This is a genomic window from Enterobacter cloacae complex sp. ECL72 (assembly GCF_019056635.1).
Lineage (GTDB): Bacteria > Pseudomonadota > Gammaproteobacteria > Enterobacterales > Enterobacteriaceae > Enterobacter > Enterobacter hormaechei_C.
In genome coordinates, this window is sequence record NZ_CP077659.1 from 4,372,418 (window position 1) to 4,385,582 (window position 13,165).

The window sequence follows — 13,165 nt, forward strand, 5'->3', positions numbered from 1 at the left end:
CTTACGCTTTAGACGGTAATTCTTCGATGGTGTGATTGTGGTTGGTATAGATGCAGATATCACCTGCAATATCCAACGCTTTCACCGCGATATCGCGCGCGTTCATGTCGGTATTTTCCAACAGCGCACGGGCTGCGGCCTGGGCGTACGGGCCGCCAGAGCCGATGGCAATCAGGTCGTTTTCAGGCTGAACCACGTCGCCGTTACCGGTGATGATCAGCGAGGCGTTTTCGTCAGCCACGGCCAGCAGCGCTTCGAGCTTGCGCAGCATGCGGTCGGTACGCCAGTCTTTTGCCAGCTCAACGGCGGCTTTCACCAGATGACCCTGATGCATTTCCAGTTTGCGTTCAAACAGTTCAAACAGCGTGAAGGCATCAGCCGTGCCGCCTGCGAAACCGGCGATCACTTTGTCGTTATAAAGACGACGTACTTTCTTCACGTTGCCTTTCATGACGGTATTACCCAGCGTGGCCTGGCCATCACCGGCAATTACCACCTGGCCGTTACGGCGTACACTTACTATTGTTGTCACGAGCAGACCCCCTGGTTACAGATTCGGGAAACAGAAGCCCTGAGCCTGTGCTCAGGGCTGAATTAAATGATAGATGGGGGGGATTTTGGGGGTTTCAACCCCCGGAGGCGAGTCGAATGCAGTTTGTGTGGCCAGCCACTTTCAAACGGGAAATGGTGCCGTCTGCGTTTTCTTTGCCTTTGACCGGTCCAATCACTACGCGATTCCAGCCGTTGTTGGTGGTAATGCGTGAGTCAAATCCTTCAAATGCCAGCTGAGCACGCACCGTTTCTGCCTGTTCGGCGCCTTTAAACGAACCGCACTGAACCATCCAGCGGCGTTCATCTTTTTTCTCAGCCGTCTGCTTCGGTGCCTCGGTCTCTTTGGTGACCGGCGCAGCCTGCTGCGTTTTTGGCTGTTGCGCAGTGGTATGCGCAGGCGTCTGCAACAGATCCTGATACGGCTGTGCCGTTTGCTTCTGCGGCTGCGCCTTCGGTTGCTGCTGGACAGGCTGAGTTTGTACGGTACGCGTCTGCTGCTGCGGTTGTGTACGCGGCTGCTGTACCGGCTGCGTCTGCGTCCACTGCTGCTGTTGCGTTTGCTGCTGAGCCTGACGCTGGCGCTGCAACGTTTGCTGACGCTGCGCCGGGGTTTGTTCGTTCCACGGTACTTCGTTCAGCTGCGTAGGCTGCTGGCGCATGTCCGCCTGCATCTGAGCGAGCAATTGACGCTGTTCGTCCGTCAGCTGATCGGCATTCTTTACTTCACCCCCGGCAGAAGGCTCGGTAGGCGCACGTACGCCAGGCTGGCGGCTTTCCAGCTCTTTAATGTAGCGCCAGCGCTCTTCAGGCTTCGGCGGCAGGCCGTTGCCGACGACCTTATTACCCTGAAGGGCTTCAGACTCTTCTTTTTTATGATGCGTAATGAAGTAGAGGCCGCCAATAAAGGCCACCAGCACAGCCGCAGCAATGGCGACCATAGCTGGGGAGACAGCAGACAGGCTGCGTTGCTTGCTTTTTGAACTACTCTTTTTGCGTCGCGAAGGTGCCGGCTGGCCGCGACGTACATAATCTCGTTGTGCCACTATCGTTTCGCTGTATTTATTCGTTCGTCAGCCCGCCATGTTACTTAAGCGACGGGGCTTTGACCAGATAAGGGTGTCGAAAGGTATTTACTTTAAGTTAATGCCTGGGTAGAGCCGCGCACAATCAGCTCACAATCCAGTAGCCGTGACCCACTGCTAACTGATTGACCGTGCAGCTGATCCAGCAAAAGCAGCATCGCTTCACGGCCGATGTCATACCGCGGCTGTGCAACGGTCGAAAGCGGCGGATCGCAAAACTCCGAAAGTGAAATATTATCAAAACCGATTATCGACAGGTCCTGCGGCACGCGCAGGCCGTGACGTTTGGCGTAGGATAACGCCCCCAGCGCCATCACGTCGCTGTGGCAGAAGACCGCGGTGGGCGGTTCTGGCAAGGCCAGCAATTTTTCCAGCGCCTGCCCGCCCGCTTCAAAGGTGAAATCACCGCGCGCAATGTAGTGCGGATCGACGATAGCCCCGGTACGGCGCAGCGCCTGAACGTAGCCCTGCAAGCGGTAATGACACAGCGGCATCTCTTCTGGTCCGGCGATACAGCCGATACGCTTATGCCCCAGTTCCTGAAGATAGTTCACGGCGTTGAATGCGGCGGTGAGGTTATCGATATGAACGGTTGGCAGCTCCAGCTCCGGCGCGAATTCGTTCGCCATGACCATCGGCGGTAAATTGCGCTGTTCTTCAATGCTGGCATCAAACGGCAGGCGTGAGCCAAGCAGCAGCATGCCATCAATCTGCTTGGTGATGATCAGGTCGATGAACGTTTTTTCCTGCTGGTTCTGGTGAGCACAATCGCCAATCAGCACCAGATAGCCCTGGGCGGCGGCCGTGACTTCAATGCCGCGGATGATTTCGCTGAAGAAGGGATCGCAGATATCCGGCACGATCACCAGGATGGTGCGGGATTCGTTGCGTTTAACGTTGCGCCCCATGGCTTGCGGGAAATATCCGACCTCAAGCGCCGCCTTTTCAACCCGGTTTCGGGTCGCCTGGGAGACTTTGTCAGGGTTCATCAATGCGCGGGACACGGTTGCTGTTGAGACTTGTGCTTTCTCGGCAACGTCTTTCATGGTCGCCGAGGCAACCTCTTTCCTGGACTTCAACGTCTTCTCCTCGCCTGAACACCGAACTGCGGACAGCACCATTTTTACAGATAGTTAATGGAATCGGTTACAGAATTTTCATAAAAAGTGTGAGGCGCATTAAATTTTTCGATCCGTCTTCAGCCTTCAATCGGATCGACGTCAAGAACCCACTTCACTTTTCGCGCTTCCGGTAGGGTATTGATCAGCGCCAGCGTGCCGCTGACGATCTGCTGTAAACGGATACGCGAGGGGTGCTGAAGTAACAGTTGCCAGCGGAAACGGCCGCCGCGTTTCGGGGCGAGCGCGGGTACCGGGCCTAAAATCCACAGCTGATTATCCACCAGCGGGCTGGCTTGCAGGAGGTTCCTCAGCTGTTGCAGGAACAGCGGCGCCTGCTGGTTATTATGATCTTCCGCACGGATGTTAACGTGGCTGGTCCACGGGGGAAGCTGCATCGTCTGGCGTTCGGCCAGCGCCTGGTCCGCGAAGGCGTCATAGCCTTTGTGCAGCAGAGTTTGCAGCAGCGGATGTTCAGGGTGGTGCGTTTGCAGCACCACCTCGCCCTGCTTACCCGCTCGACCAGCGCGACCGGCAACCTGGGTATAAAGCTGGGCGAAACGCTCGGCGGAGCGAAAATCCGCGGAGAACAGCGCGCCGTCGACGTCCAGCAGGGCGACCAGCGTCACGTCCGGGAAGTGGTGCCCTTTCGCCAGCATCTGAGTACCAATCAGGATGCGCGCGCCGCCGCGATGTACTTCCGCAAGCTGCTGTTCCAGCGCCCCTTTACGGCTGGTGGTATCCCTGTCGATACGGGAGATGGGCACGTCCGGGAAGAAGGGCGCGAGCGCCTGTTCAAGCTGTTCCGTTCCCAGACCGACCGGCACGATGTGCGTTGAGCCGCAGGACGGGCATTGACGGGGGACCGGACGCTGGCTGTCGCAGTGGTGGCAGCGTAAATGGCGCTGAGCCTGGTGGAAGGTGTAGTAGTGATCGCAGCGCGGGCACTCCGCGATCCAGCCGCAGTCGTGGCACAGCAGCGCAGGCGCGAAGCCGCGGCGGTTCAGGAACAGGATCACCTGGTTGCCCGCCTGCAAATGCTGGCGCATGCGGCTAATCAGCGCAGGCGCTAACCCGGCCTGCACCTGCTGGCCTTTCAGATCCAGCACATGCTGAATGGCCGGGCGGGCATTCCCCGCGCGTCGCGTCAGGCGCAGCATGTGGTATTTACACTGGCGAACGTTGTGCAGCGTTTCAAGCGCGGGGGTGGCGGACCCGAGAATAATGGGGATTTGCTCGCTGTGGGCGCGGTACACGGCTAAGTCGCGGGCGTGGTAGCGCCAGCCTTCCTGCTGTTTATAGGAGCTGTCATGCTCTTCATCGATCACGATAACGCCGAGATTTTTAAACGGCGTAAACAGCGATGAACGGGTGCCGATCACAATCGCCGCTTCGCCGTTTTTCGCTTTCAGCCAGGCGCTGAGGCGCTCGCTGTCGTTCAGGCCGGAGTGCAGAACCTCAACGGGCGCATTAAAGCGTTCACGGAAACGCGCGATGGTTTGCGGCGTCAGGCCGATTTCCGGCACCATCACCAGCGCCTGTTTGCCCTGCGCGAGCACGTTTTCCAGCACGCTCAGATATACTTCGGTTTTACCGGAGCCGGTGACGCCCGCCAGCAGCCAGGCGGAAAAACGATCGGCGGCGCTGTGAATCGCGCCCACGGCGGTGGCCTGCTCGGTATTCAGACGCAGGCGATCGCCCGAGACGGAAAAGCCGTCGCGCCAGTCGTGAAGGGCAGGTGCTTCACTGGCCAGCTCGCTCAACCCTTTCTTCCTTAATGCCTGCAACGCGGTTTCGCTTACCTCAAGCTCGTCGACCTGATGGCGCCAGATTTTTCCCTGGCGCAGCGAGGCCAGCGCCTGCTGCTGTTTCTGCGAGCGCTTCAGGCTGTTAATGTCCACAGCCTGGCCCTGCTCGGTGGCAAACCAGTACCACATTGGCGCGTGGCTGGCGCTCTTGCCCTGGCGCAGCATAATGGGCAGGGCATGGAACAGCACGTCGCCAATCGGATGATGATAATAATCTGCCGCCCACAGCAGCAGTCGCCAGGTGCTGGTGGAGTAAACCGGCTCGCTGTCCAGCACCTCAACAACCGATTTCAGCTCGTTAAGCGGCAGTTCGCTGTGTTCGCTGACGGACACCACGATCCCCACACGCTGCTGTTTGCCAAACGGCACGGTCACGCGACAGCCCGCTTTGGCGCTCATGCTGTCGGGCAGCAGGTAGTCAAAGGTGCGGGGAAGCGGAACGGGCAGGGCAACGTGAGCGACGGGCATCGAATCTTCCTGACTTGAAAAGTGGCGCGTTAGTATACACATTAGTGAAAGCGGCGTGCGGATCAGTTTGCATACGTTGGTCAAATTCTGTATGATTCGCCGCCTTTGGTGTATTTTACGCCAAAGAACTTACATTCAACATCGCGTGGTGTCTGGCGTTAGGGCTGGAAGAGCGACGCGGCCTTAACTGAGGTTCTCCCATGAAAAAAGATATTCACCCGAAATACGAAATGATTACTGCAAACTGCTCTTGCGGTAACTCTATCCAGATCCGCTCTACCGTGGGTCACGATCTGAACCTGGACGTGTGCGGCAAATGCCACCCGTTCTACACTGGTAAGCAGCGTGATGTTGCAACCGGTGGCCGTGTTGACCGCTTCAACAAGCGTTTCAGCATCCCGGGCGCTAAATAAGTTTCCCGAGAAAAAGGCACCGCAAGGTGCCTTTTTTGTATCCGCTTATCAGTATTCCCACGTATCCGGGTCGATACCCAGTTCACGCATGATCACCTTCGCCTCTTCTGGAATTTCGTCACTGCGCTCTTTGCGCAGATCGTCATCGTTCGGCAACGGTTGGCCGGTAAACGCATGCAGGAACGCTTCGCACAGCAGTTCGCTGTTGGTGGCGTGACGCAGGTTGTTCACCTGACGACGCGTACGTTCATCGGTGAGGATCTTCAACACCTTCAGAGGAATGGACACCGTGATTTTCTTGACTTGCTCACTCTTCTTACCGTGCTCAGCGTATGGGCTGATATATTCGCCGCTCCATTCAGCCATGAGATACCTTTAATCCTCTCAGTCATTAATCTAAAGGTGCAAAACCGGTAACCATCAGTTTTGAACCGTAATCTTGCGTAGTTTACCGTAGAGACGATACCGAGGCACGGATATTGCCGCTGTAGCGTGTCCTAAAGCATATAATTTTAACGGCTATTTGCACATTGCTCAATCTATACGCAAAGAAGTTTAGATGTCCAGATGTATTGACGTCCATACTTTCAATGTTTACTCTGGTGCCTGACTTTTCACCTCATTCGCCAGGAAGCCTCACCATGACGCGTAAACAGGCCACCATCGCAGTGCGTAGCGGATTGAATGATGACGAGCAGTACGGCTGCGTTGTCCCGCCAATTCATCTCTCCAGCACCTATAATTTCACCGGATTTAATGAACCCCGCGCGCATGACTACTCGCGTCGCGGCAATCCTACGCGTGACGTCACGCAGCGCGCGCTGGCGGAACTGGAAGGCGGCGCGGGTGCGGTATTAACCAATACCGGCATGTCTGCCATTCACCTGGTGACTACGGTGTTCCTGAAACCTGGCGATCTGCTGGTGGCGCCGCACGACTGTTATGGCGGCAGCTATCGTCTGTTTGATAGCCTGGCGAAACGTGGCTGCTACCGTGTGCTGTTTGTCGATCAAAACGACGAACAGGCGCTGAAACAGGCGCTTGCCGAGCAGCCGAAGCTGGTGCTGGTGGAAAGTCCAAGCAATCCATTGTTGCGCGTAGTCGATATTGCGAAAATTTGTCAGCTCGCAAGGGATGCGGGAGCGATAAGTGTAGTGGATAATACGTTCCTCAGTCCGGCCCTTCAGAACCCACTGGCACTGGGTGCCGATCTGGTGTTGCATTCATGCACTAAATATCTGAACGGCCATTCTGACGTAGTAGCAGGTGTGGTGATTGCCAAAGATCCTGAGGTAGTCACCGAACTGGCATGGTGGGCCAATAACATTGGCGTCACCGCGGGCGCGTTCGACAGCTATTTGCTGTTGCGCGGCATCCGTACGCTGTCGCCGCGTATGGACGTGGCGCAGCGTAATGCCCAGGCGATCGTGGATTTCCTGAAAACCCAGCCGCTGGTGAAGAAGCTTTATCACCCGTCGCTGCCGGAAAATCAGGGGCACGAGATTGCCGCGCGCCAACAGAAAGGATTTGGCGCGATGTTAAGTTTTGAACTGGACGGTGACGAGCAAACGCTGCGTCGCTTCCTGAGCGGGTTGTCATTGTTTACGCTGGCGGAATCCTTAGGGGGGGAGTAGAAAGCTTGATCTCCCACGCCGCAACCATGACGCACGCAGGTATGGCACCCGAAGCACGTGCCGCCGCCGGGATTTCCGAGACGCTGCTGCGTATCTCGACCGGTATTGAAGATTCTGAAGATTTAATTGCCGATCTGGAAAATGGCTTCCGGGTCGCAGCCAAGGGGTAATCATGAGTGTGATAGCGCAGGCAGGGACGAAGGGTCGTCAGCTGCACAAGTTTGGTGGTAGTAGTCTTGCTGATGTGAAATGTTACCTGCGTGTCGCAGGGATCATGACCGAGTATTCACAGCCGGGGGGACATGATGGTTGTCTCTGCGGCGGGCAGCACCACCAACCAGTTGATTAGCTGGCTGAAACTGAGCCAGACCGATCGCCTCTCTGCGCATCAGGTGCAACAGTCCTTACGTCGTTACCAGAGTGAACTGATTGCCGGTTTGCTGCCTGCGGACGTGGCGGACGGGCTGATTAGCGCTTTTACGCACGACCTTGAGCGTCTGGCCGCTCTGCTGGACAGCGGCATTACCGATGCAGTGTATGCGGAAGTGGTTGGCCACGGTGAAGTGTGGTCTGCGCGCCTGATGGCCGCCGTGCTGCAACATCTTGGTGTGGAAGCCGCCTGGCTCGACGCGCGTGATTTCCTGCGTGCCGAACGTGCCGCGCAGCCGCAGGTGGACGAAGGGTTGTCTTACCCGCTGCTGCAACAGCTGCTGGTGCAACATCCTGGTAAACGTATTGTCGTCACCGGTTTTATCAGCCGCAGCAATGCTGGCGAAACCGTTCTGCTGGGCCGCAACGGCTCTGACTACTCGGCAACGCAGATTGGCGCCCTGGCGGGCGTGTCCCGCGTCACCATCTGGAGCGACGTGGCCGGTGTCTACAGCGCGGACCCGCGCAAAGTAAAAGATGCCTGCCTGCTGCCGCTGCTGCGTCTCGACGAAGCGAGCGAACTGGCGCGTCTGGCGGCCCCGGTGCTGCACGCGCGCACGCTACAGCCGGTTTCCGGCAGCGACATCGACCTGCAACTACGCTGTAGCTACACGCCGGATCAGGGTTCCACCCGCATTGAACGCGTGCTGGCATCCGGTACGGGCGCGCGCATTGTCACCAGCCATGATGACATCTGCCTGATTGAGTTCCAGGTGCCTGCGGGCCAGGATTTCAAACTGGCACACAAAGATATCGACACCATCCTGAAACGTGCCCAGGTGCGTCCGCTGGCCGTTGGCGTACATAACGATCGTCAGCTGTTGCAGTTCTGCTATACCGCTGAAGTGGTGGACAGCGCCCTGAAAATTCTGGATGAAGCGGGCCTGCCGGGCGAGCTTCGCCTGCGTCAGGGGCTGGCGCTGGTGGCGATGGTGGGCGCGGGCGTCACCCGTAACCCGCTCCACTGCCACCGCTTCTGGCAGCAACTGAAAGGTCAGCCGGTGGAGTTCACCTGGCAGTCGGAAGAGGGCATCAGTCTGGTTGCCGTGCTGCGTAAAGGGCCAACCGAAAGCCTGATTCAGGGTCTGCACACCTCCCTGTTCCGCGCGGAAAAACGCATCGGCCTGGTACTGTTCGGGAAAGGGAACATCGGTTCCCGCTGGCTGGAGCTGTTCGCCCGCGAGCAGGTAACGCTTTCGGCGCGTACCGGGTTTGAATTTATTCTGGCAGGGGTGGTGGACAGCCGCCGCAGCCTGCTGAACTACGAAGGGCTGGACGCCAGCCGGGCGCTGGCCTTCTTTAACGATGAAGCGGTTGAGCAGGATGAAGAGTCGCTGTTCCTGTGGATGCGCGCGCACCCGTACGACGATCTGGTGGTGCTGGATGTGACCGCCAGCGAACAGCTGGCCGATCAGTATCTGGATTTCGCCAGCCACGGTTTCCACGTCATCAGCGCCAACAAACTGGCGGGCGCGAGCAGCACTGATAAATACCGTCAGATCCATGACGCATTCGAAAAAACGGGCCGTCACTGGCTGTATAACGCCACCGTTGGCGCGGGCCTGCCAGTGAACCATACCGTGCGCGACCTGATTGAAAGCGGCGACAGCATTCTGGCGCTGAGCGGGATCTTCTCCGGCACGCTCTCCTGGCTGTTTTTGCAGTTTGACGGCACCGTTCCGTTCACCGACCTGGTGGATCAGGCGTGGCAGCAGGGCTTAACCGAGCCGGATCCGCGCGTTGACCTTGCCGGTAAAGATGTGATGCGTAAGCTGGTGATCCTGGCGCGTGAAGCCGGCTACGACATTGAGCCGGGTCAGGTACGCGTTGAGTCTCTGGTGCCTGCGGGCTGCGAGGAAGGGTCCGTTGATCACTTCTTCGAGAACGGTGACGAGCTGAACGAGCAGATGGTGCAACGTCTGGAAGCGGCTAACGAGATGGGCCTGGTGCTGCGTTATGTGGCGCGTTTCGAGGCGAACGGTAAAGCGCGCGTGGGCGTGGAGGCGGTGCGTCCTGAACATCCGCTGGCGGCGCTCCTGCCGTGCGACAACGTCTTCGCCATCGAAAGCCGCTGGTATCGCGATAACCCGCTGGTGATCCGTGGCCCGGGCGCGGGACGCGATGTCACCGCCGGAGCCATTCAGTCTGATATTAATCGTCTGGCTAAGCTGCTGTAACCCCTCACCCTAACCCTCTCCCCAATGGGGAGAGGGCGTGCTTCTCACCCCCATCATGAACGCCCTTCATCTTTCCTGAACAAACCTCACCGTTAATGTTGATTATTTCTGTTGACGTCATCCCGCTTTTCCGTCATTTTTACATCTGGACGTCTAAACGTATAGAAGTTCACAACACAACAAACAACGACACGCGAAAGATAGAGGTAAGGTATGAGCTTTTTTCACGCCAACCAGCGGGAAGCCCTGAATCAGAGCCTGGCCGAAGTAAACGGCCAGATTAACGTCTCTTTTGAATTTTTCCCGCCGCGCACCAGTGAAATGGAGCAAACCCTGTGGAGCTCTATCGATCGTCTGAGCAGCCTCAAGCCGAAGTTCGTCTCCGTGACCTACGGCGCCAACTCCGGTGAGCGTGACCGCACGCACAGCATCATTAAGGGCATTAAAGATCGAACCGGTCTGGAAGCGGCACCGCACCTGACCTGTATCGACGCCACCCGTGATGAATTGCGCGCCATTGCCCAGGACTACTGGAATAACGGCATTCGCCACATTGTGGCCCTGCGCGGCGACCTCCCGCCAGGCAGCGGCAAGCCAGAGATGTTTGCCGCCGATCTGGTCGGGCTGCTGAAAGACGTTGCCGACTTTGATATCTCCGTGGCCGCCTACCCTGAAGTTCACCCGGAAGCCAAAAGCGCCCAGGCGGATCTGCTCAACCTGAAGCGTAAAGTGGAGGCCGGTGCTAACCGCGCGATTACTCAGTTCTTCTTTGACGTGGAAAGCTACCTGCGCTTTCGCGACCGCTGCGTCTCGGCGGGTATTGATGTCGAAATCATTCCTGGCATTCTGCCGGTCTCGAACTTCAAACAGGCGAAGAAATTCGCAGATATGACCAACGTGCGCATTCCGCTGTGGATGTCCAAAATGTACGAAGGGCTGGACGACGATCCGGAAACACGTAAGCTGGTGGGGGCCAATATCGCGATGGACATGGTGAAGATTTTAAGTCGCGAAGGGGTGAAAGATTTCCATTTCTATACCCTGAACCGCGCGGAAATGAGCTACGCCATTTGCCATACGCTCGGTGTTCGCCCGGCGCTGTAAAGTAAAAAACCCCTCATAAAATGAGGGTTTTTTAATCGAACGGAGAGTTAAAAGGTATTAGCTATCGAATCTGTGGATTAATTCAACTATCTCTTATCGCTAGTGGTGTATATCGTAACGGTAACACTGTAAAGGGAGCATAGCGATGAGCATGTCAGACGAGACCAATAACGCGGCATCCGCCGGCAAATGTCCGTTCCACCAGGGCGGCGTCGATCATAGCGCGGGTGCAGGTACCGGCAGCAAAGAATGGTGGCCTAAACAACTTCGCATCGATCTACTTAATCAACACTCCAGCCGTTCTAACCCTCTGGGTGAAGACTTCGACTACCGCAAAGAATTCAGCAAGCTCGACTATTCCGCCCTTAAGGGCGATCTCAAAGCACTGTTAACCGACTCACAACCGTGGTGGCCTGCCGACTGGGGCAGCTATGCGGGCCTGTTTATCCGTATGGCCTGGCACGGTGCGGGTACCTATCGCTCCGTTGACGGTCGCGGCGGCGCCGGACGCGGTCAGCAACGCTTTGCACCGCTGAACTCCTGGCCGGATAACGTCAGCCTGGATAAGGCTCGCCGCCTGCTGTGGCCAATTAAGCAAAAATACGGACAAAAAATCTCCTGGGCTGACCTCTTTATCCTCGCGGGTAACGTGGCGCTGGAGAACTCCGGCTTCCGCACCTTTGGTTTCGGTGCCGGGCGTGAAGACGTCTGGGAACCGGATCTGGACGTGAACTGGGGCGATGAAAAAGCCTGGCTGACCCACCGTGACCCGGAAGCGCTGGCGAAGCGCCCGCTTGCGGCCACCGAAATGGGCCTGATTTACGTTAACCCGGAAGGGCCGAACGCCAGCGGTGAACCGCTGTCTGCGGCGGCGGCGATCCGCGCCACCTTTGGCAACATGGGCATGAATGACGAAGAGACCGTCGCGCTGATTGCGGGCGGCCATACGCTCGGTAAAACGCACGGCGCAGGTGAAGCCACGCACGTGGGCACTGACCCGGAAGCGTCGCCGATTGAAGCGCAGGGCCTGGGCTGGGCCAGCACGCACGGCACCGGTATTGGCGCTGACGCCATCACCTCCGGGCTGGAAGTTATCTGGTCTCAAACCCCGACCCAGTGGAGCAATTACTTCTTCGAGAACCTGTTCAAATACGAATGGGTGCAGACGCGTAGCCCGGCGGGCGCAATTCAGTTCGAAGCCGTGGATGCGCCGGAAATTATGCCTGACCCGTTCGACCCGTCGAAAAAACGCAAGCCAACCATGCTGGTCACCGACCTGACGCTGCGTTTTGATCCGGAATTCGAGAAAATTTCCCGTCGCTTCCTGAACGATCCGCAGGCCTTCAACGAAGCCTTTGCGCGCGCGTGGTTCAAGCTGACCCACCGCGATATGGGGCCAAAAGCGCGGTACATCGGCCCGGAAGTACCGAAAGAAGATCTGATTTGGCAGGATCCGCTGCCTCAACCGGTGTTCCATCCGACGCAGGAAGATGTTGAAAGCCTGAAAGCGGAAATCGCGGCCTCTGGTCTCTCCGTGAGCGAGCTGGTTTCCGTGGCCTGGGCGTCGGCATCGACCTTCCGCGGCGGCGACAAGCGCGGCGGTGCCAACGGCGCGCGTCTGGCGCTGGCGCCTCAGCGCGACTGGGATGTGAACGCCGCAGCGGTGCGGGCGTTACCGGCTCTGGAAGCCATCCAGCGCACCACCAACAAAGCTTCACTGGCCGATATCATCGTGCTGGCGGGTGTCGTAGGCGTTGAGCAGGCTGCGAAAGCCGCAGGTGTTTACGTCAACGTACCGTTCACCCCGGGCCGCGTGGATGCGCGTCAGGACCAGACGGACATCGAGATGTTTAACCTGCTCGAACCGGTTGCTGACGGTTTCCGCAACTACCGTGCGCAGGTGGATGTGTCCACTACGGAGTCGCTGCTGATCGACAAAGCCCAGCAGCTGACCCTGACTGCGCCGGAACTGACGGTGTTGATCGGCGGTTTGCGCGTACTGGGTGCAAACTTCGATGGCAGCAAGAATGGCGTGTTTACCAACCGCGAGGGCGTGCTGAGCAACGACTTCTTCGTTAATCTGCTGGATATGAACACCCAGTGGAAAGCGACCGACGACTCAAACGAGCTGTTTGCCGGTAGCGATCGCGCCAGCGGGGAAGTGAAATACACCGCGACCCGCGCCGATCTGGTCTTCGGTTCAAACGCCGTCCTGCGTGCGCTGGCCGAAGTTTACGCCAGCAGTGATGCACACGAGAAGTTCGTTCGTGATTTTGTTGCCGCATGGGCGCGAGTGATGGATTTGGACCGGTTTGATGTGAAGTAACCATTGTGCCGGGTGGCGGCTACGCCTTACCCGGCCTACAAATTAAAGTGCCAT

Annotated in this window: 8 protein-coding genes and 2 pseudogenes; 5 read left to right on the forward strand and 5 right to left on the reverse strand. The window is 57.7% G+C overall.

The genetic code is table 11. The features are described 5' to 3' along the window. Position 1: 1 nt before the first annotated feature. The 4 genes from hslV to priA form a co-directional block, all read right to left on the reverse strand. On the reverse strand, positions 2-532 hold the full coding sequence (gene hslV / locus KTH07_RS21110) for an ATP-dependent protease subunit HslV (RefSeq protein WP_003862036.1): 531 nt from the start codon (positions 530-532) through the stop codon (positions 2-4). A 94-nt stretch (positions 533-626) separates the two neighbouring features. Next, complete coding sequence (gene ftsN, locus KTH07_RS21115) at positions 627-1,595, reverse strand: cell division protein FtsN (protein ID WP_017383099.1); 969 nt, start codon at positions 1,593-1,595, stop codon at positions 627-629. A gap of 92 nt (positions 1,596-1,687) precedes the next feature. Further along, on the reverse strand, positions 1,688-2,713 hold the full coding sequence (gene cytR / locus KTH07_RS21120; RefSeq protein ID WP_017383100.1) for a DNA-binding transcriptional regulator CytR: 1,026 nt from the start codon (positions 2,711-2,713) through the stop codon (positions 1,688-1,690). A gap of 119 nt (positions 2,714-2,832) precedes the next feature. Beyond that, positions 2,833-5,028 carry a primosomal protein N' gene (priA, locus tag KTH07_RS21125; RefSeq protein WP_023304634.1) on the reverse strand — a complete coding sequence of 732 codons (2,196 nt, stop codon included), beginning with the start codon at positions 5,026-5,028 and terminating at the stop codon, positions 2,833-2,835. Positions 5,029-5,228: 200 nt separating this feature from the next. On the opposite strand from priA, the gene rpmE reads away from it, so the two are divergent. Next, complete coding sequence (gene rpmE, locus KTH07_RS21130) at positions 5,229-5,441, forward strand: 50S ribosomal protein L31 (RefSeq protein ID WP_003862040.1); 213 nt, start codon at positions 5,229-5,231, stop codon at positions 5,439-5,441. 48 nt (positions 5,442-5,489) lie between these two features. On the opposite strand, the gene metJ is transcribed toward rpmE, so the two are convergent. Then, complete coding sequence (metJ, locus tag KTH07_RS21135) at positions 5,490-5,807, reverse strand: met regulon transcriptional regulator MetJ (protein ID WP_006179183.1); 318 nt, start codon at positions 5,805-5,807, stop codon at positions 5,490-5,492. 275 nt (positions 5,808-6,082) lie between these two features. Here metJ and metB point away from each other — a divergent pair. The 4 genes and pseudogenes from metB (at position 6,083) to katG (ending at position 13,111) form a co-directional block, all read left to right on the forward strand. Further along, positions 6,083-7,245 (forward strand): annotated as a pseudogene (gene metB / locus KTH07_RS21140) (cystathionine gamma-synthase). 2 nt (positions 7,246-7,247) lie between these two features. Beyond that, positions 7,248-9,681, forward strand: a pseudogene (locus KTH07_RS21145) (bifunctional aspartate kinase/homoserine dehydrogenase II). A 213-nt stretch (positions 9,682-9,894) separates the two neighbouring features. Beyond that, on the forward strand, positions 9,895-10,785 hold the full coding sequence (gene metF / locus KTH07_RS21150; protein WP_003862045.1) for a methylenetetrahydrofolate reductase: 891 nt from the start codon (positions 9,895-9,897) through the stop codon (positions 10,783-10,785). Positions 10,786-10,930: 145 nt separating this feature from the next. Next, on the forward strand, positions 10,931-13,111 hold the full coding sequence (gene katG, locus KTH07_RS21155) for a catalase/peroxidase HPI (protein ID WP_032620481.1): 2,181 nt from the start codon (positions 10,931-10,933) through the stop codon (positions 13,109-13,111). Positions 13,112-13,165: the final 54 nt, after the last annotated feature.

Excerpts from the sequence above, each read along its gene's own strand:
- priA (WP_023304634.1), bottom strand. The coding sequence starts at position 5,028 with ATGCCCGTCGCTCACGTTGCCCTGCCCGTTCCGCTTCCCCGCACCTTT.
- metJ (WP_006179183.1), bottom strand. The coding sequence starts at position 5,807 with ATGGCTGAATGGAGCGGCGAATATATCAGCCCATACGCTGAGCACGGT.
- metF (WP_003862045.1), top strand. The coding sequence starts at position 9,895 with ATGAGCTTTTTTCACGCCAACCAGCGGGAAGCCCTGAATCAGAGCCTG.
- katG (WP_032620481.1), top strand. The coding sequence starts at position 10,931 with ATGAGCATGTCAGACGAGACCAATAACGCGGCATCCGCCGGCAAATGT.
- rpmE (WP_003862040.1), top strand. The coding sequence starts at position 5,229 with ATGAAAAAAGATATTCACCCGAAATACGAAATGATTACTGCAAACTGC.